Annotated in this window: 13 protein-coding genes and 1 tRNA gene; 3 read left to right on the forward strand and 11 right to left on the reverse strand. The window is 73.0% G+C overall.

Annotated features, from left to right (window positions below; all coding sequences use genetic code 11):
• Positions 1 to 164: 164 nt before the first annotated feature.
• Positions 165 to 2,387 carry a glycoside hydrolase family 3 protein gene (locus J4E96_RS09790; protein ID WP_227425550.1) on the reverse strand — a complete coding sequence of 741 codons (2,223 nt, stop codon included), beginning with the start codon at positions 2,385 to 2,387 and terminating at the stop codon, positions 165 to 167.
• A gap of 191 nt (positions 2,388 to 2,578) precedes the next feature.
• Between J4E96_RS09790 and J4E96_RS09795 the strand changes: the two genes are divergently transcribed.
• Complete coding sequence (locus J4E96_RS09795; protein ID WP_227425551.1) at positions 2,579 to 3,166, forward strand: TetR/AcrR family transcriptional regulator; 588 nt, start codon at positions 2,579 to 2,581, stop codon at positions 3,164 to 3,166.
• A 63-nt stretch (positions 3,167 to 3,229) separates the two neighbouring features.
• On the opposite strand, the gene J4E96_RS09800 is transcribed toward J4E96_RS09795, so the two are convergent.
• A tRNA-Pro gene (locus J4E96_RS09800) sits at positions 3,230 to 3,303 on the reverse strand.
• A gap of 210 nt (positions 3,304 to 3,513) precedes the next feature.
• Between J4E96_RS09800 and J4E96_RS09805 the strand changes: the two genes are divergently transcribed.
• Positions 3,514 to 5,106: a phytoene desaturase family protein gene (locus J4E96_RS09805; RefSeq protein ID WP_227425552.1), complete on the forward strand. Its 1,593-nt coding sequence runs from the start codon at positions 3,514 to 3,516 to the stop codon at positions 5,104 to 5,106.
• A gap of 139 nt (positions 5,107 to 5,245) precedes the next feature.
• Positions 5,246 to 7,633 (forward strand): putative bifunctional diguanylate cyclase/phosphodiesterase, encoded by a 2,388-nt coding sequence (locus J4E96_RS09810; protein ID WP_227425553.1) that lies wholly within the window; start codon positions 5,246 to 5,248, stop codon positions 7,631 to 7,633.
• A 23-nt stretch (positions 7,634 to 7,656) separates the two neighbouring features.
• On the opposite strand, the gene J4E96_RS09815 is transcribed toward J4E96_RS09810, so the two are convergent.
• The 9 genes from J4E96_RS09815 to J4E96_RS09855 all read right to left on the reverse strand — a co-directional run bounded on the left by J4E96_RS09815 (position 7,657) and on the right by J4E96_RS09855 (position 17,984).
• Positions 7,657 to 8,391: a hypothetical protein gene (locus J4E96_RS09815; protein ID WP_227425554.1), complete on the reverse strand. Its 735-nt coding sequence runs from the start codon at positions 8,389 to 8,391 to the stop codon at positions 7,657 to 7,659.
• Positions 8,388 to 8,960, reverse strand: coding sequence for an RNA polymerase sigma factor (locus tag J4E96_RS09820; protein WP_227425555.1), 573 nt, complete (start codon positions 8,958 to 8,960; stop codon positions 8,388 to 8,390). Before J4E96_RS09820 ends, J4E96_RS09815 begins: the two co-directional genes overlap by 4 nt.
• Positions 8,957 to 10,036 (reverse strand): amidoligase family protein, encoded by a 1,080-nt coding sequence (locus J4E96_RS09825; protein ID WP_227425556.1) that lies wholly within the window; start codon positions 10,034 to 10,036, stop codon positions 8,957 to 8,959. The genes J4E96_RS09820 and J4E96_RS09825 overlap by 4 nt, the downstream gene beginning before the upstream one ends.
• Before the next feature lie 53 nt (positions 10,037 to 10,089).
• The gene (locus J4E96_RS09830; protein ID WP_227425557.1) at positions 10,090 to 10,677 is read right to left on the reverse strand and encodes a hypothetical protein; all 588 of its coding nucleotides are present in this window, start codon (positions 10,675 to 10,677) and stop codon (positions 10,090 to 10,092) included.
• An 85-nt stretch (positions 10,678 to 10,762) separates the two neighbouring features.
• Entirely contained in the window at positions 10,763 to 12,790 is a 2,028-nt protein-coding gene (locus J4E96_RS09835; protein WP_227425558.1) for a glycoside hydrolase family 31 protein, read from the reverse strand.
• Between the two features lie 26 nt (positions 12,791 to 12,816).
• Entirely contained in the window at positions 12,817 to 14,799 is a 1,983-nt protein-coding gene (locus tag J4E96_RS09840) for a glycoside hydrolase family 127 protein (protein WP_227425559.1), read from the reverse strand.
• Between the two features lie 43 nt (positions 14,800 to 14,842).
• Positions 14,843 to 15,661, reverse strand: coding sequence for a carbohydrate ABC transporter permease (locus J4E96_RS09845; RefSeq protein ID WP_227425560.1), 819 nt, complete (start codon positions 15,659 to 15,661; stop codon positions 14,843 to 14,845).
• Positions 15,658 to 16,653: a carbohydrate ABC transporter permease gene (locus tag J4E96_RS09850; RefSeq protein WP_227425561.1), complete on the reverse strand. Its 996-nt coding sequence runs from the start codon at positions 16,651 to 16,653 to the stop codon at positions 15,658 to 15,660. Before J4E96_RS09850 ends, J4E96_RS09845 begins: the two co-directional genes overlap by 4 nt.
• A 62-nt stretch (positions 16,654 to 16,715) precedes the next feature.
• Complete coding sequence (locus J4E96_RS09855) at positions 16,716 to 17,984, reverse strand: sugar ABC transporter substrate-binding protein (RefSeq protein WP_227425562.1); 1,269 nt, start codon at positions 17,982 to 17,984, stop codon at positions 16,716 to 16,718.
• Between the last annotated feature and the right edge of the window lie 18 nt (positions 17,985 to 18,002).

The raw sequence follows: 18,002 nt of genomic DNA on the forward strand, positions 1-18,002 counted from the left end.
GGACGTACCCGTGATAGCCATGACTCTCCTTCATTGGAGCTTCGACGCGGCAGTTCGACTCAGGCACGACGCGCCTGGGCGATGGGGGTGGGTCCACTCAGGCAACGCCGCCTGGTGGATGGATGCTGCGCACTGCTGCGGGGGCAGTTCCCGGGACTGCCGACCTACAGCGTGATCTGGGTGGATGCGGACAACGGATCGCCCGCGTACGACGCGGCCTCGAGGACCACGCCACCCTCGATCGGGTCGAACGCCGTGGTCGCGGGGTTCCAGCGCTTGAGCGATTGCAGCGGCGCCGTCACCACAAGGCTGACCGTCTCGCCGGCGGCAACCTGCGCGACGGCGAAGCCGAGCAGCTCCCGCTCGCCGCTTCGGTCGCCCTGGGCGCGGGTGCCGTAGATCTGGACGACGTGCCGTCCGTCGACGGCTCCGGCGTTGGACACCGCGACCCGGAGGTCGACGGCGTCGGCGCTCGAGGCGAGGACGTCCAACGCGTCCACCGTGTAGGTCGTGTAGGACAACCCGAATCCCAGCGGGTAGCTGGCGGCCTTCCCGTCGTGGTCGAGGAGCCGCTGACCGAACCAGCGGTCGTAGGTGATCTCGGTGGCGTCGATGTCGAGCTCGGCGGTGTCCGCCACGGACGCGGGGATCGCGTACGGCAGGCGCCCGGACGGGTTGGTCCGGCCGAGCAGCACGTCAGCGAGGGCGTTGCCACCCTCCATGCCCGAGTACCACATCATCACCAGTCCGGCGACGTCCTTGTCCCACTCGGACATGACCACGGCGCCGGCCGCGACGACGGCGACGATCGTCCTCGGGTTGGCTGCGCTCACCGCCTTGATGAGCTCCACGTCGTCGCGACCGAGCCGCAGGTCGCGACGATCGCCGCCGGCCGAGCCGGAGCCCACGACGCTCGTCCCGCTACCGGCCGAGGCGTACAGCGATTCGCGGCTGGCCTGGTCGGCCCCGGTGGCCGCCTCGGGATACAGCGCCAGCAGGTCGGGTCGCGAGAACACCGAACCGTCCACGAACTCGCCCTCGTCGGCCGCGGTGTAGCCGACGACGACGACCGCCGCGTCGCTGCCAGCGGCCAGGGCGGCGGCCGCGGCCACGCCCTCGCCGCTGTGACGAATCTCGACGCCGGGCAGCTGGGAGGTCAATCCCTTCAGGGCGGTGACCACATACGGGGCGCGGACGTCCGACGAGCCGTTGTCCCCAGTGTTCGGGACATCGGCGAGGCGTCCGACGACGGCCAGGGAGCGGAGGGTCGTGGGGTCCAGCGGCAGCACCGGCACCCCCTGCACGCTCTCGTTGCGCAGCAGCACCATCGAGCGCGCCGCCGCCTCGCGCGCGAGCGCGATGTGGGCGGGCGAGACGACGACGTCGGCCTCGGGCTCGGCCTGGTCGCGCCGGGCGTAGAAGCGCAGCTGGGTGGACAGGATGCGCAGGCCCGAGCGTCGCACCGACTCCCAGGACGTGGTGCCCTCGTCGATCGCGCCCTGCAGGTGTGCAGCGCGCTGCTGGGCGAACGGGGCCTCGATGTCGAGGCCCGCCTCGAGCGACGCAGCCGGGTCGCGCAGGCCCCAGATGAAGTCGCTCATCACGGCGCCCTCGAAGCCCCACTCGTCGCGGAGGATCTCCGTGAGCAGGTGCGAGTTCTGCCCGGCCCAGTCGCCGTTCACCGAGTTGTACGAGCTCATGACGGCAAAGGCGCCCTGCTCGATGACTCGCTTGAAATGGGGCAGGAACACCTCGTGGAGGGTCCGCTCATCCACCGTGACGTTGACCGAGAAGCGCGCCTGCTCCATGGAGTTCAGGGCGAAGTGCTTGACGCACGCCATCGCGTGCCGCTGGATTCCGCGCGTCAGCGCCGCACCCATCTCGCCCAACAGGGGCGGCTGGTCGGAGTAGGTCTCCTGCGCGCGTCCCCAGGCGGGATGACGCGGGAGATTGATGCACACGCCGCCGAAGAAGTTGCCGCCCTGCGCGCGCAGCTCCTCGCCGATCGCGCGGCCGATGCGCTCCTCGAGCTCCACGTCCCAGGTCGCGCCGCGCGCCATCGAGACGGGGAAGGCCGTCGAGGCACCGACGACGGCGCCGCGCGGGCCGTCGACAAAGCGGATTCCCGGAATGCCCAGACGGTGCACCGCACCCATCACGTAGGGGGTGATGTTGTAACCCACCTGCATCATCTCGGTCAGACCGGGCCAGAACGGTTCGTCGCCGTCCAGGAGGCCGAGCCGCTCCGGCGGGGTGAGCGCTTCGTAGAGTCGCGTGGCGAGCTCGTCCGGGTTGCTGCCGGCACGCACGGCTTCCACCGCATCGGCGAACGACGTACCTAGCGGAGCATCGTCGGCGCGCGCTGCAACATCACTGAAAACGGTCATGGGTTGCTCTCCTTGGCTCAACTCTGAGCTCACTACTTAGTGGGTACTAGGTACCGTACCATTGGTCCGCGACCTAGAATGTGCGGCCTGATCGGGGTCGCTCCACGGGGCCGAAAGCTGAGGTAGGCATGGCATCGAGCACGAGAGATCGACCGGTGCGCGCACGCGAGCGGCGGCCCGCCGCGGAACGCGTGACTCAGATCATCGCCGCGGCGTCCGCGCTGATCTCAGAGCGCGGCTTCTGGGGCGTCTCGGTCCAGGACGTGGCGAACGCGTGCGGCATCACCGACGCGGGCGTGCTGCACCACGTCGGCACCAAAGAGGGTCTCCTCGTCGCGGTCCTCGAACACCGCGACGACGCCGATCTGGCCGTCCTGTCGCAGATGTTGGGCATCCCGGTCTCCGCGCTCCGCGAAGGCGGCGAGCTCTCGACCTCGCTGCGGGACTTCTGCGCGGCTCTGGTCGCGCGCAACGCCCAGCAACCCGAGATCGTGCGGCTCTACTCGGTGCTCAACGCCGAATCGCTCGATCCCCAGCACCCCGCGCACGCGTACTTCGTGGCGCGCGAGAAGTGGGCGACAGAATTGTTCGCGTCGGCGGCCGCGGGCACCTCCGACCCGGCACGGGTCGCACGCCAGATCTTCGCAGGAATGGACGGCCTGCAGCTGCACTGGCTGCGCACCATGGATTTCGACCTCGTGCACGAATGGGCGGCGCTGGCCGAGAGCATCATTCGTCCGTTCGAGGTCTCGACCTCGACGAATGGTCACTCCGCCTGAGTGGCAGCTGTCCGACGACGCACGAAAGCCCAGGTCAGAATTGCTTCTGACCTGGGCTTTTTGTCGGGCTGACAGGATTTGAACCTGCGACCCCCTGACCCCCAGTCAGGTGCGCTACCAAGCTGCGCTACAGCCCGCCGGCCCCGGAGGGCCGTCCAGAAGACTACCGCACCGCGGGGGGCGCTCGACCGGTCCGAACCCGCGCGCCGGCGTCGGCCCCCGACCGCGCCCGGCGCGCCGACCAGCAGCTCGGGTCGCGCGACCGTGCTACCCGGCGCACGATGCACAGCGAGACCAGCCGCCGCGGCGATCGCCCGCCGATCCCGCCAAGACCATGAGGAGCACAGATGCGCACGGTCGACGCCGTCGTCATCGGGTCGGGGCCGAACGGCCTCGTCGCCGCGAACGCGCTGGCCGACGCCGGGTGGGACGTGCTGGTGCTCGAGGCGCAGGACACGATCGGCGGCGCGGTGCGCACGGCCGAGGTCACGGCGCCCGGGTTCCGCACCGACCTGTTCAGCGCGTTCTACCCGCTCGCCGCCGCTTCCCCGCTGATGCGCGGCCTGCACCTGGAGGACCACGGCCTGCGGTGGGTGCGCGCCCCCGACGTGCTCGCCCACGCGCTCGACGACGGCCGCACGGCAGTCCTGCGCGCGGACGCGACGGACACCGCCGCGGGCCTGGACGCGTTCGCGCCCGGCGACGGCGACGCCTGGCTCCGGATGGTCGAGACCTGGCGCCGGATCCGGGACCCGCTGCTCGACGCGCTCTTCACGCCGTTCCCGCCGCTGCGCTCGGTGGCGCGCCTGCTCCGCCGGGTGGGCGTCGCGGGCGGGCTCGACCTCGCGCGGCTCGCCGTCGAGCCGGTGCGCCGGCTCGCGGACGAGACCTTCGCAGGGGAGGGCGCGGGCCTGCTCCTGACGGGCAACGCGATGCACGCCGATATCCCGCCTGACGCCGCCGGCAGCGGGGCGTTCGGCTGGCTGCTCGCGATGCTCGGCCAGGACGTCGGGTTCCCGGTGCCCGAGCGGGGCGCAGGCTCGCTCGCCGACGCGCTGGCGGCGCGCCTGCGGGCCAGCGGCGGTCAGATCGAGACGGGCGCGCGGGTCGATGCGGTCGAGATCTCCGGCGGACGCGCGATCGGCGTCCGCACCCACGACGGCGCGCACCTGCGCGTGCGGCGCGCCGTGCTCGCGGACGTGCCCGCGCCGTCGCTCTACCTCGACCTGGTCGGCGCGGCGCACCTGCCCGCCCGGCTGCGGCGCGACCTGGGCCGGTTCCAGTGGGACCACCCGACGTTCAAGGTCAACTGGGCGCTCGGCTCGCCCATCCCGTGGGCGTCGGCCGACGCCGCGGGCGCCGGCACCGTGCACCTCGGCGTCGACCAGCCGGGCTTCGTCGACGCCGCCGCGAGCCTGTCCGTGGGCCGGATCCCCGACCGGCCGTTCCTGCTGTGCGGGCAGATGACGACCGCCGACCCGACGCGCTCGCCCGCGGGCACCGAGTCGGCGTGGGCCTACACGCACGTCCCGCACGGCGTGACCTGGACCGCGGCGCAGGTCGAGGCCCAGGTCGAGCGGATGGAGGCCGCACTCGAGCGGACCGCGCCGGGGTTCGGTGCCGCGATCCTCGCGCGGCACGTGCAGAGCCCCGTCGACCTCGAGGCGGCGAACGCCAACCTCGTCGGCGGCGCCGTCAACGGCGGCACGTCGGCGCTGCACCAGCAGCTGTTCTTCCGCCCGACCCCGGGCCTGGGCCGGTCCGAGACCCCCCTCGCCGGGCTGTACCTCGCGTCCGCGTCCGCGCACCCGGGAGGCGGGGTGCACGGCGCGTGCGGCTGGAACGCCGCCCGCGCGGCGCTGGCGGGCGCGGGCGGCCTGGGCCGGGCGCGGCAGGCGCTCGTCCACTCGGCGTGGGATCGGGTGCTGCGCGACGGGTGAGCGGGCGCGAGCAGCCGGCTCGGCGCAAGCCCGAAGGAACCTGCTGCGCCTGCCGATAGGACACGGTGTCGGCACAGCACGCGCCCCGCCTCCGTGGTTCGGTCGCGCCGACGTCACCGCGAGCCGGGGAGGTCGAGCGATGCACGGCAGCCGGTGGTCTCAGCTGTCGCGCCTGGCGCCCGTGTCGGTGATCACGCTCGCGTCGTCGGCCTGCTTCGTGCTCGGTGCGAACCGACCGGGGTCGGCGGCGCTCCTCGCGCAGCAGGCGGTGGCGATCGTGGTGCTCGCGGCGTCCGGCGCCGTCCTGTGGACGCGGGCGGGGTCGCGCGGCGACGACGAGGGCAGCGAGCGGGGGGTGTGGCGGGCGCTCGCCGCGGCCGTGTTCGTCGCGGCCGTCGGCGCGACGGCTCAGGCCGCCCTCGACTGGGCGCGGTTCCCGATCGGCGCCGATCAGTTCGCCGTCCGGTCGGCGGTCTTCGGCGCGTCGACCCTGGTCGCGTGCCCGCTGCTGTACCAGGCGCTGATCCGCTGGAACCGGGCCCGGGGGCTGGTCGGCGATCCGGACGACTGGCTCAACGGGCTGAGCGCCGTGTTCGCCCTCGCCGCGATCGTCAATCTCGTCCTGTGGCACGGCGGCGGCGCGCTCGCGGACCTGCCCTGGTGGGTGGTCCAGGGATCGGTGTTCCGGCTCGGCGTGACGTTCGTGCTGCTCGGCACCACGGTGACGGTCAGCTTCATCGCGGGGCTGCACCGGGACGCCCGAATCTGGGGCATCGGCGCGGCGCTGGCCGTCATCCTTGGCTCCGAGGTGGCGGCGCTGCGGGACGTGGGCGCGGTCAGCCCCGACCGTCCGCTGCTGCTCGGCTGGGTCGCGGCGGCCGCCCTGCTCGCCTGGTGCACGGTGCTCTCGCCGACCCGCGTGCGGCCGCGGCCGGCGACGGCACGGGCCACGGCCGTCGGCGCCGTCGTCGTGCTCCTGGCGAGCGTCGCGGTGCTGATCATCCACGGCGAGGGCCTCGCGCGGTCGCCCGGGGCGCACGGGCACGGGTACCTCGTCCACGCGCCGAACGTGCTCGCGGCGCTCGCCGTGCTGGGCATCACCGTCCGGCTCGTGCACCTGATTCGCGACATGGCCCTGCTCGCGCAGACCCGGCAGGAGGCGCGGACCGATGCGCTGACCGGCGTCGCGAACCGGCGCGCGCTGATGGCCCGCCTGACGGAGTCCGGCGACCGCGGCGGCCCGCTGAGCCTGCTGGTGATCGACCTCGACCGGTTCAAGGACGTGAACGACCGGTATGGCCACCCGACCGGGGACGCGCTCCTGCGCTCGGCGGCGACCCGGTTCGCGGCGGTCGTGCCCGCCGGCGGGCTCCTCGCGCGCCTCGGCAGCGACGAGTTCGCCGTCCTGCTCCCGGGCGACGCCGCGACCGCCGAGGGTGTCGCGGCGGCCCTGTCGGACGAGGCGCGCGCCATCGCGGACATCGCCGGCCATCCGGTCCGCACCTCGGTGAGCATCGGCCTGGCCGCGGGCGCCCCGGACCTGGACGGCGAGGAGCTGCTCCGGCGCGCGGACGCCGCGATGTTCCTCGCCAAGTCGGGTGGCGGTGGCGGCGTCAGCCGGTACGACAGCGAGATCGACCGGGCGGACCGCGACCGTGGCACCCGGGTGGAGGAGCTGCGCGCGGCGCTCGACCTTGGCCGGCCCGACCCGGGCGAGCAGTTCGTCATCTACTACCAGCCGCAGGTGGACGTGCGCAGCCTCGCGGTGACCGGGGTCGAGGCGCTGGTGCGCTGGCAGCACCCAGGTCTCGGTCTGCTCGCGCCCGGGGAGTTCATCGACCTGGTCGAGAAGTACGGGCTGATGCCCGAGCTGACCGCGCGCGTGCTCGGCGAGGCCGCGGCGCAGGCCGCGCGCTGGCAGGCCGACGGCGTCCCGCTGCGCATGTCGGTCAACATCTCGACGAGCTTCCTGACGCACCCCGAGCTGCTCCCGCTGCTCGACACGGTGCTCGCCAGCACGGCACTGGATCCCGCGCTGCTCGTGCTGGAGGTCACCGAGACGACCCTGATGGCCGACGCCGTCCGCGGGCTCGAGGCGGCCCACGCCATCGCCGCCCGGGGCGTCGGGCTCAGCATCGACGACTACGGCACGGGCTACTCCTCCCTCGCCTACCTCAACGACCTGCCCGCGACGGAGCTCAAGCTCGACCAGTCGTTCGTCTCACGGCTCGTCGTCGACGACCGGACGGCCGCGATCGTCGCGGCCACGATCGAGCTGGCGCACCGGCTCGGGCTGCGGTCCATCGCCGAGGGCGTCGAGGACGACGCGACCCTCGCCGTGCTGGAGACGTTGGGGTGCGACGAGTGCCAGGGCTACCTGCACAGCCGGCCGCGACCGATCGCGTCGCTCGAGCCGTGGCTGCGTGCCCGTCGCGCTCTCCTGGCGCGGCGTGGCGTGCTCGGCGCGTCGGCGACCGGCGAGTTCCAGCTGCCGAGGGAGCCGCCCGCGCCCAGAACCGGGCGGTGACGCGCCCGTTCCGGCGCGCGCCCTCAGCTCCCGGCGCCCGAGCCGGTCGAGCCGGCCGCGTCGCTCGGGGCGAGCGGCAGGGTCGCGCCGTCAAGCAGGAGCTGGCCGGCGCGGGCCTTGGTCTCGCTCAGGTCGCTGCTCCACAGCTCGGCGAGCTGCTCGAGGTCGTCGATGGTGTAGCCGGCGGCCCAGAGCGCGTCGTTCGGGGATTGGAGCTCGGTGGCCGGCGACGACGTCCCGGGGGTCACGGGGACGACCTCGCCATCGAGGATGAGTTGGCCCGCACGGGCCTTCGTCTCGGTCGCGTCGGTGGTCCACAACGCGCTCAGCTCGTCGACGTCGGCGGTCGTGAAGCCGGCGCCCCAGAACGCCTCGTACTGCTCGCGGGTGTAGCCGTCGGGCATGGCCGACCAGTCGATCCCCACAGCCTGGGCCACGCTCTCGACCGCGCGCGCGCCGCTGGAGTACGGGTTCGCGGCCGCGGCCGCCCCGGCGCCGTAGACCGCCAGCGCGGACAGCACGACGCCGGCCGCGACGGCCTTGGTGCCGCGGCGGGCCAGGGGAGTCACGCTCGCGGAGGACCCGGCGGGGAGCTCGGCCGGCCCGAGCGACGCGGACCGCGGGCCGCCGGGCGCCGCGGCGAGCCGGGCCTCCAGGCGGGCGGTGAGGTCCGCGACGTCGGCCGGCGTCGCCTCGCGCGAGCGCAGCGCTCGGGTGATCCGCCCGGCGAGCTCGTCGTCGCGGGGGTGCTCGTTCATCGCTGCTCCAAGGGGGTCGTCGGGTCGGTGTGCCGCAGCGTCGCGAGCGCGCGGGAGGCGTGGGAGCGGACGGTCGCGGCGGAGGTGCCCAGGACGCTCGCGATCTCGGGGTCGCTCAGGCCCTCGTAGTAGCGCAGCACCAGGACCGCGCGCTGCCGCGGCGGCAGCTCCGCGAGCTGACGCCACATCGCGTCGTCCTCGACGACGTGCTGGGCGTGGTCGCGCTCGGGATCGAGGTGGACGGCGAGGGTCTCGTCGGTGACCGGGCGGATGTTCCGCACGTGCCAGCGCCGGCGCCAGGACAGGTGCTCGTTGGTGACCATCCGGCGCAGGTACAGGTCGGGCCGCGCGAGCATCCCGATCCGGGTCCAGCGCATGTGGGCGCGCAGCAGCACCTCCTGGACGAGGTCGGCCGCGGTGTGCGCGTCGCCCGTGAGCACCGTCGCGTACCGGAGCAGCCCGGGCAGGTGCACGCGCACGACGTCGTCGATCGCCGCGGCCTCCCCGGCGGGCCGGACGCACGGGATCGCCGCGCTGTCCGAGCCGGCCTCGCCGAGCGTCGTGCTCATCGGCGCACCGCGACGAGGTCGTCCAGCGCGACGCGCGGGTCGCGCGCCGCGCCGGCCGCGGGCCGCGGCAGCGGGCGCGCATCGAGGCACCGCGCGAGCAGCGCACCGACCAGGCCTGCGCGGCGCACGACGTCCCGGCCGTCGATCGAGCCCGGCAGGATCCGTACCTCGACGGTGTCGCGCACCGGGTGCGGACGCACCAGCTGCGTCAGGTTGACGTCGGCGTACTTGGTCAGCTCGACGGCCCGCGCCGCCTCCTGCAGGCGCGCCCAGCCGGACCCGTCGGCGGCGTCCTGCCAGTCGTGCTCCACGAGGGTGAGGAGGTCCGCGGGCAGCGGGGCCAGGCGCCGGCACGCCGGGTTGGTCTCGAGCGCGGCCCACAGCACCTCGCGCCAGTGCCCGAACAGCCGCACCAGGTTGGCGAAGGCCGCGGGCTGGCGGAACGGCGCACCGTCGACGTGCAGGTGGACCGCAGCCTCCTGCGGGACGGTGAAGCCGAGCTCGCGCGCGGGGATCAGCAGCCGCTCCAGCGCCTGCGCGTGCCCGGCGGTCAGCGGGGGAGTGATGACCTCGCAGGGCCGCTCGCGCCCGGCCGGCAGCGCCATGGCGACCGCGACGGTCGCGCCGCTCGCGTCGTTGACTCGCGCGGCCGCGCCGAACACGTCCACGCGCACCCCGAACAGCTCGGCGATCGGCTCCAGCACGGTCGCGAGCGGCGCACCCGGGTCGGCCTGCCGGTCGATCAGCCGAAGCAGGCGGCCGTCGTCGCACAGGACGCGGTACCAGCCGCGGTGCCCGGGCAGCCCGGGCGCCGCGGCCAGGTCCGCCGCGATCGTGAGGTCGTCCACCAGCCGCGCCACCGGCCGCCCGGGCCCGTCGACGACGTCGAACGCCGGGGACAGGGTGCGGAAGACCCCGACGCCGGGCACCGCGGCCGGCTCGCTGTCGGTGTGGAACGACCGACCGACTCGCCCGTCGCAGCGCGCCGCGATCTCCCGCGCGAGCACCTCCCGGTCGGACCCGGGCGGCGCCAGCAGCTCGATCTCGAAGCCGGTGCGCAGTGTCAGCTCGTGCACGTGGATGCTCGTCTCCTCGCGAAGCGGGTCGGCAGGATGCCTGGCGGTACGGGTCAGGACGCGGCGCCGGTCGTGTCCTCGCCGCTGGGCGCCACCGGCGGGGTCTGCCCGTCGAGCAGGAGCTGGCCGGCGCGCGCCTTGGTCTCGGTGGCGTCACTGTTCCACAAGGTGGAGAGCTGCTGCAGGTCGTCCACGGTGTAGCCGGCGGCCCAGAACGCGTCGAGCTGGGCCTGCGCGTCCGCCGACGCGCCGTCGGCCCCGGACTCCGGCGCGAAGGTCTCGACGCTGCCGGGGGCGATGGGCACGTCCGCGCCGTCGAGCAGGAGCTGGCCGGCGCGGGCCTTGGTCTCGGTGGCGTCGGTGCTCCACAGCGCGCTCAGCTCGTCGACGTCGGCGGTCGTATAGCCGGCGTCCCAGAACGCCTCGTACTGCTCGCGGGTGTAGCCGTCGGGCATGGCCGACCAGTCGATGCCCACGGCCTGGGCCACGCTCTCGACGGCGCGCGCGGCGCCCGAGTACGGGTTGGCGGCGGCCGTCGCCGCGCCGGCGCCGACGGCGGACAGGCTCGCGGCGACGACGCCGACGGCGAGCAGACGACGGCGCCGCTGGCGGGCGGTGGCGGTGGTGGTGATCGGGTTCATCGGGTCCTCCTGGGGCGCTGCGGATGTGCGTGCCCTCTTAAGACGCCGCCCGACGCCGATCTGTGCAGTCCCGCGGGCGACCCGCTCAGATCCTCCCGACGAGCTCGGGGTGCGACCCGTCGCGGGCGAACACCGGGATGACGGCGAGCGGAGCGTCGACGACGACTGTGCCCCCGCCCGCGAGCACCGCGCCGGAGTGCAGGTCGGTCCAGGTCGCGCCGGCGGGGAGGTACACCTCGCGGGACGTGGCCCCGGGCACGATGACGGGCGCGACGAGCAGGTCGGGGCCGTACATGTACTGGTCGGCGAGGTCCCAGCACGGCGCCTGGTCGGGGAACTCGTGGAACATGCCGCGCATGACCGGCTGCCCGGACTCGTGCGCGGCGGCCATGAGCTCCCGCGTGTAGGGCCGCATCGCCTCGCGCAGGTGGACGTAGCCGGCGAGGATCTCGTACACGTCGTCGCCGAAGCTCCACAGCTCGTTGCCGCCGCCGCTGGCGAGCCGCGGCGAGCCGTCGGCGGCCTGCACGGGTTCGCCGGGCAAGCGGTCGCCGTGCAGGCGCATCACGGGGCAGAACGTGCCGAACTGGAACCAGCGGATGAGCAGCTCGCGGAACCCCGGATCCGTGATGTCGCCGTCGTGGAAGCCGCCGATGTCGGTCGTGAACCAGGGGATGCCCGCGACGCCCATGTGGATGCCGGCGGTGATCTGCCGGCGGTAGTCCTCGAAGGTGGAATGGATGTCGCCCGACCACACGAGCGCCCCGTAGCGCTGGCTGCCCGCCCAGGCGCACCGGACCAGGTTGACGATGTCCTCCTGGCCGGCCGAGCGCTGGCCCTCGTAGAGCGCGCGCGAGAAGGCCTGCGGGTAGATGTTGCCGACCTGGACGTTCGTGCCGAGGTGGTAGCGGAAGTTGTCGAAGTCGTACACGCCGTACTCGGGCTCGGCCTCGTCGAGCCAAAAGGTCTTGATGCCGAGGTCGAAGTAGTTCCTCTTCAGGGTCGCCCACAGGAACTCGCGGGTCGCGGGGTTGGTCGGGTCGAGGAAGACGCTCGGGCCCTCGAACTGCATCTGCATGTCGATGCCGCGCTCGGAGCGCACCAGCAGGTTGTTCTTCTTCATGGCCGCGAAGTTCTCCGACCGGATGGACACCTGGGGCCAGACGGAGACCATGAGCTCGACCCCCAGCCCGCGCAGCTCGTCCACCATCGCCTGCGGGTCCGGCCAGAACTCGGCGTCGAACCGGAAGTCGCCCATCTGCGGCCAGTGGAAGAAGTCCGCGACGATCACGTCCAGCGGCAGGCCGCGGCGCGTGTGCTCGCGCGCCACCTCGAGCAGCTGCTCCTGGTTCCAGTAGCGCAGCTTGCACTGCCAGAAGCCGAGCCCGTGCTCGGGCATCATCGGCGCGTGCCCGGTCGCGTCCGCGTAGGCCGCAGTGATCGCGGCCGGCGTGTCGCCCGCCGTCACCCAGTAGTCGAGCTGCTTGGACGACTCGGCGACCCACTCGGTGCGGTTCAGCGCGAAGTTCGCGCGCCCGATCGCCGGGTTGTGCCACAGGAACCCGTAGCCCGCGCTGGACAGCACGAACGGCACGCTGGCCTGCGAGTTGCGGTGCGCGAGCTCGAACGCGCTGCCCTTGATGTCGAGGATGTGCTGCTGGTACTGGCCCATCCCGTAGAGCTTCTCGGCCGGGTCGGCCTCGAACGCGGCCGTGATCCGGAAGTCCCCGCCCAGGTGCGGGCGCAGGTCGCGCGCCTTGAGGTGCAGCGAGCCGCCCGGGTCCAGCTCCTTGAACAGGAGCGTCCCGTGCTGGTTGTAGAAGGCCAGCTCGCACCGGTGCACGCGGTACCCGACCAGGTCGGAGTGGAACGACCGGGCCGTCAGGACGGCCGTGAGGTTGCCGTTCGTCAGGCGCGCGACGTCGCCGTCGACGTCGATGCTCGCGTCGGTCGCGGGCTGCGGCAGCAGGGCGAAGCCCGACTCCACCACGTCCGCCATGACCGCCGACCGGACGCGCACGCTGTCGGCGCCCCACGGCTCGACCCGCACCGTCTCGCCGTCGCCGCGCCACACCAGTGCGGTGCCGTCCAGCTCGAACACGTCTGCCGTCATTTCCTTGCCTGTCCTTCGGTCGTGACTCACGTGGTCGGGAGGAACACTCGCATCGTGGACGGCCCGCGCTGGGCCCACGAGTGGTAAGGCACCAGGCGCACGGCCAGCGGCGGGGCGTCGTCGGCCGACGACGCCGCGTCGAGGCCCGGCGGGACGTCCCGGTAGGGCAGGCCCTCGCCGGCGTCCTCCGGCCGGTCCGCGCGGCGGACCTGCACGAACGCGCCGGGTTCGGCGTCCGTGGGGGGCCGCGTCGGGTCCACGCGCAGGTCGTCGAGCGGGCCGGCGTCGTCCAGGTCGGCGGACTCCAGGCAGAGCACGACCGGCCCGCGCTCGACGGCGACGCACCCGCGCACGGCGTCAATGCGCCGATCTGGCGTCGAGAACCGGGGCGCGACGGGCAGGTCGAGCTCGAGCCGCTCGCCGGCCGCGAACGTGCGGTGCACGTCCGCGAACCCGGGCGGGGCCTCGATGCGGCGGCCGTCCTCGTGCAGCACGGCGCCGGTCGCCCAGCTCGGGATCCGGAAGCGCAGGAGCACGGGGCTATCCGGCGCGGTCACGACGCGGACGACGACCCGCCCGGAGGCGGGGTAGTCGGTCTCGACCTCGAGGCCCAGGGCGGCGCCGTCGGGCAGGGTGAGCCGGAGCGAGCCCGACGCGTACTGCAGGAGGCTCACCGCGCCGTCGTCGCCCACGGTCGCGGTGTAGGTCTGCCACGTCGCCAGGGTGCGGGCGACGTTCGTGGGGCAGCAGGACACGTCGAACCACGGTGCCCGCGCCGCCCCCTCGGCTCGCAGGTTGACGGCGTCGGGCGACGTGGGCTCGCCCGGCGTGCGCTGCTGGAGCGGGTTCGCGTAGAAGAACGCGCGCCCGTCGGGGCCGGGCGAGGTCGCGATGACGTTGTAGAACGTGCGCTCCATGAGGTCCGCGTAGCGCACGTCGCCGGTCGCGAGGAACAGGCGCCACGACACCATGACCGACGCGATCCCGGCGCACGTCTCGCAGTAGGCCCGGTCGGGCGGCAGCTCCCAGTCCTCGCCGAAGCCCTCGTCCTGGTGCCGGGAGCCCATCCCGCCGGTGAGATAGGTGCGGCGCGAGACCGTGGCGGTCCACTGCCGCTCGAGCGACGCGAGGAGGTCGTCGTCGCCGGTGTCGACCGCGACGTCGACGGCCGCGGCGCTCAGGTAGAGCGCGCGGACCGCGTGGCCCCGCAGGACCGCGGCGTCCCGCACGGGCACGTCGTCCTGGAAGTAGGACGGCGACAGGAGCGGGATCGGCCGCAGGAGGCCGCGACCCCGGCGCTCGACGAAGAGGCGGGCCTGTTCGGTGTACCGCGGCTCCGCCAGCGCGCGGCCCAGCTCCGCCAGGCCGAGCTCGATCTCGGGGTGCCCGCAGATCGCCTCCCGCCGTCCCGGGCCGAACTCGCGACACACCTGGTCCGCGGTTCGGCGCGCGACGTCCACCAGGGCGTCGGCGCCGGTGGTCCGCAGCCGCGCGACGGCGGCCTGCAGCAGGTGCCCGACGCAGTACAGCTCGTGGCCCATCTCGAGGTCGACGTACCGGCCGCGCTGGCCGGCGTGCCCGAAGTAGGTGTTGAGGTACCCGTCGTCGTCCTGCGCGCGCGCGATGCGTGCCGTGAGCGCGCGCAGGGTGCGGTCGGTGCCGGGGTCGCCGGTTCGGCCGTAGTCCCAGGCCAGCGCCTCCATGAGCTTGTAGACCTCGGAGTCGGAGAACTGCCAGCCGGGGCGGCCCGGCCCCGTGGCGCCGTCGGCCACCCGGTCGAAGTTCGCCAGCCAGCCGAGCCGGTCCATCCACCGCTCGCAGTGCGCGAGCGTCGCGGTGGTGTTGGTCTGCTGCCGGGCCGCCCAGAAGCCGTCCGTCAGCCGGACCTCCGCGACGCCGACGCCGCGGCGCGAGCCCCGGCGGGGCACGACCGGCCGCCCGCCGGTCGGGTCCAGGCCCGGGTCCGACTGCGGGGAGGTCGCGGGCGTGGGGGAGTGCGTGATGGTCATGCGGTTCCTTGACGCTAGGGACGGACGGGCGGTGGCTGCGTGGTCAGTCCTTGACGGCACCGGCTGTCACTCCCGCGGCGACGTAGCGCTGTGCGATGACGAGCAGGACCGCCGCGGGGATCGACGCGACCGCCGCCGTGGCCATGATCGAGTTCCACTGCGTGGTGTTGTTGCCGATGTACGTGTAGATCCCCAGCGTGATCGGGATGAGGTCGCCGTTGCGGTTCAGCGTGGACGCGAAGATGAAGTCCGACCAGGCCCACAGGAACGCGAACAGCGAGACGGTGATGAGCGAGTTGCGGCTGATCGGGAGCACGATCGACCGGAAGGTTCGCCACGGGCCCGCGCCGTCGATCGTCGCCGCCTGGAGCAGCTCCTTCTGGATCCCCGCCATGAACGTCGTCAGGAGCAGGACGCCGAAGGGCACCGCGACGGTCGAGTCGGCGATCACGAGCCCCCAGATGCTGTTCAGCCAGCCGAGGCGGATGTACATCGAGTAGAAACCCATCGCCATGATCACGCCGGGGATCATCTGCGCGACCAGGAGCACGAAGTTCAGCGTCCCCGCGCCGCGCAGGTGCAGCTGCGCGAGCGCGTAGGCGGCGGGCGCGGCGATCAGCAGGGTCAGCGCGACCGTGCCCAGCGCGATCAGCAGGCTCGTGCCGAGGTTCGGCAGCTGCTCGCTGAACACGGCGGTGTAACCCTCGAGCGTCGGGTCCCACGGGAACCAGTGCGGCGGATCGGCGCGCATGTCGCTCGTCTTGGTGAGCGACACGTTGACCATCCAGTACACGGGGAAGAGCATCAGCGCGGTGAACACCACGCCGAGCGCCGTCTTCCACCACTCGCGCGGGCCGGTCATGATTCCTCCTGGTGACGCTGCATGCGCAGGTAGACGAACCCGAACACCAGGGCGATCAGGATCAGCAGGTTGCCGACCGCCGCTGCGGGGGAGAAGTCGGGCTGGCCGGTGCCGAAGGCCTCGCGGTAGGACCACACGGCCAGGGTCGTGGACGCGTCGCCCGGGCCGCCGGTGGTCATGATCCAGATGACGTCGACGACCTTCAGGGTGTAGATCAGCCCGAGCAGGATCGTGATGCCGGAGACGGGCCGCAGCAGCGGGAACGTGATCAGGCGGAACTTCTGCCAGCCGGACGCGCCGTCCAGGGACGCCGCCTCGTACACGTCGACCGGGATGTTCTGCAGCCCGGAGTACAGGATGACGAGGTTGAACGGGATCCCCAGCCAGATGTTGGCGATGATGACGGACGCGAGGGCGGTGTCCGGCGACGTGAGCCAGTTGATCTGCCCGATGTGGAACGCCTGCAGCACGGAGTTCACGATGCCGCTGTCGCTGTTGAGCATCCAGGACCAGGTCGACGCCGAGACGATCATCGGCAGCAGCCACGGGATCAGGAACATCCCGCGCAGCAGGCCGGACAGGCGGAAGTTCTGGCGGAAGAAGACGGCCAGGCCGAGGCCGATCGAGTACTGGAACAGGATCGAGACGGCGACGAACAGGCCCGTGTTGACCAGCGCCGTGGTGAACGTGTCGGATCGGATGACGTCGACGTAGTTCGCCAGCCCGACGTACTCGGCGTTGCCCTGCACGAAGGCACGCGTGGTGTAGTCGTGCACGCTCAGCTCGATGTTGCGGTACAGGGGGATCGCGTAGAACGCGACGAGGTACGCCAGCAGCGGTGCGGCGAAGCCGGCGGCCGCCCATCTCGTCGCGCGTTCGCGCCGGGAGCCGGAGCCCCTGCGCGGCCCGCGCGCCGGGGGGACGGACGCCGTGGCGGCCGTCCCCCCGGCGGGTGAGCCGTCCCCGACCGTCACGGTCTGGGTCGTTTTCATGGGTGTACGTCCTCGTGTCGTCGGTTCTCGCAGCGGTCAGTCGGGACTGTCGGTCGCGGCGGTCAGCTCAGCGCGCTCTCGGCCGCCTCCTGCGCCTTCGTGAGCGCGTCGGCCGGAGTCGCCGAGCCGCTCAGCGCCTCCTGGATCGCGGTCCACAGCTGCTCGGAGATCTTCGGGTAGTCGGTGCCGAGGTCGTCGGAGGTGCGGCCCTTGGCCGCGGCGACGGCGTCGACCCAGGTCGCGAGCTCGGGGTGCTCGGCGAGGATCTGCTCCTGGCCCGCCACCGTCGGCGGGATGTAGAAGGCGAAGGTGTTGCCGGTCTCGACGAAGCCGTCGGTCGTGGTCATGCAGTCGACGATCTTCTTGGTCGTCTCGTAGCGGGCCTCGTCCTTCTGGACGGGGGCGGTGATGAACTCCCCGCCGGTCGGGGCCGGGGCGGCGCCGCCGTCCATGGCCGGGATGGTGATGACGCCCGTGGCGAAGCCGGCCTCGGCGGCCGAGTTGATCTGCCAGGTGCCGTTGACCGCAAAGCCGAAGTCCCCGGTGAGGAACTCCTCCCACGTCGTGTTCTGGGAGTTGCTGATCACCGAGTTGGGCGCCAGGCCGTCCGTGACCCAGTCGGTCCACAGCGTGAGGGCGGACACGGCCTCGGGGGAGTCGAGCTCGGCCAGGTCGGCGCCGGCGCCCCAGAACCAGGGCAGGAACTGGAACGAGCCCTCCTCGGTGCCGATCCCGGCGAACGTGATGCCCTTGTTGCCCGCGGCGGTGACCGTCTCCAGCGCCGCCGTCAGGTCCGCCCAGTCGCTGATCGAGGCCGGATCGACCCCCGCGGCGTCCAGCACGTCCTTGTTGTAGTAGAGAGCGAGCGTGTTGGCCCCGATGGGGACGCCGTAGGTGTCGTCCCCGAGCTGGCCGGCCGCGATGAGGTTCGCGTCGATGTCGGAGATGTCGAGGCCCAGCTCGTCCGTGGTGGTGAGCATCCCGGTGTCCGAGAGCGTGGAGACCGCCGGGTTGTCGAGCAGGATGATGTCCGGCGCGGTGCCCTCCTGCGCCGAGAGCAGGGCCTGGTTCGTCAGGGCCGTGGTGTCGTAGGCGGTGCGCTCGAGCGTCACGCCGGCGTCCGTCCCGCAGGCCGCCACGCGCTTGCCCCAGTCGGAGCCGTCGTCGTGCTGCGGGTACGGATCCCACCAGGTGTAGGTGCCCCCGTCTGCGGCCGCGGCGTCGCCGTCGCCCCCGCTCGAGTCCGAGGAGCAGCCGGCCAGGCCTGCGGCCGCCAGGGCGAGCGCCCCGACGAGGCCGAGGGTGCGAGTCGTCGTCGATGTCTTGATCACGTGATTCCTCCTTGAACG

The sequence above is a fragment of the Pengzhenrongella sicca genome, assembly GCF_017569225.1.
GTDB classification, from domain to species: Bacteria; Actinomycetota; Actinomycetes; order Actinomycetales; family Cellulomonadaceae; genus Pengzhenrongella; species Pengzhenrongella sicca.

Coding starts and splice junctions, on each gene's coding strand:
- J4E96_RS09850 (WP_227425561.1), bottom strand. CDS start 16,653: ATGAAAACGACCCAGACCGTGACGGTCGGGGACGGCTCACCCGCCGGG.
- J4E96_RS09820 (WP_227425555.1), bottom strand. CDS start 8,960: ATGAGCACGACGCTCGGCGAGGCCGGCTCGGACAGCGCGGCGATCCCG.
- J4E96_RS09815 (WP_227425554.1), bottom strand. CDS start 8,391: ATGAACGAGCACCCCCGCGACGACGAGCTCGCCGGGCGGATCACCCGA.
- J4E96_RS09840 (WP_227425559.1), bottom strand. CDS start 14,799: ATGACCATCACGCACTCCCCCACGCCCGCGACCTCCCCGCAGTCGGAC.
- J4E96_RS09830 (WP_227425557.1), bottom strand. CDS start 10,677: ATGAACCCGATCACCACCACCGCCACCGCCCGCCAGCGGCGCCGTCGT.
- J4E96_RS09845 (WP_227425560.1), bottom strand. CDS start 15,661: ATGACCGGCCCGCGCGAGTGGTGGAAGACGGCGCTCGGCGTGGTGTTC.
- J4E96_RS09835 (WP_227425558.1), bottom strand. CDS start 12,790: ATGACGGCAGACGTGTTCGAGCTGGACGGCACCGCACTGGTGTGGCGC.
- J4E96_RS09790 (WP_227425550.1), bottom strand. CDS start 2,387: ATGACCGTTTTCAGTGATGTTGCAGCGCGCGCCGACGATGCTCCGCTA.
- J4E96_RS09810 (WP_227425553.1), top strand. CDS start 5,246: ATGCACGGCAGCCGGTGGTCTCAGCTGTCGCGCCTGGCGCCCGTGTCG.
- J4E96_RS09805 (WP_227425552.1), top strand. CDS start 3,514: ATGCGCACGGTCGACGCCGTCGTCATCGGGTCGGGGCCGAACGGCCTC.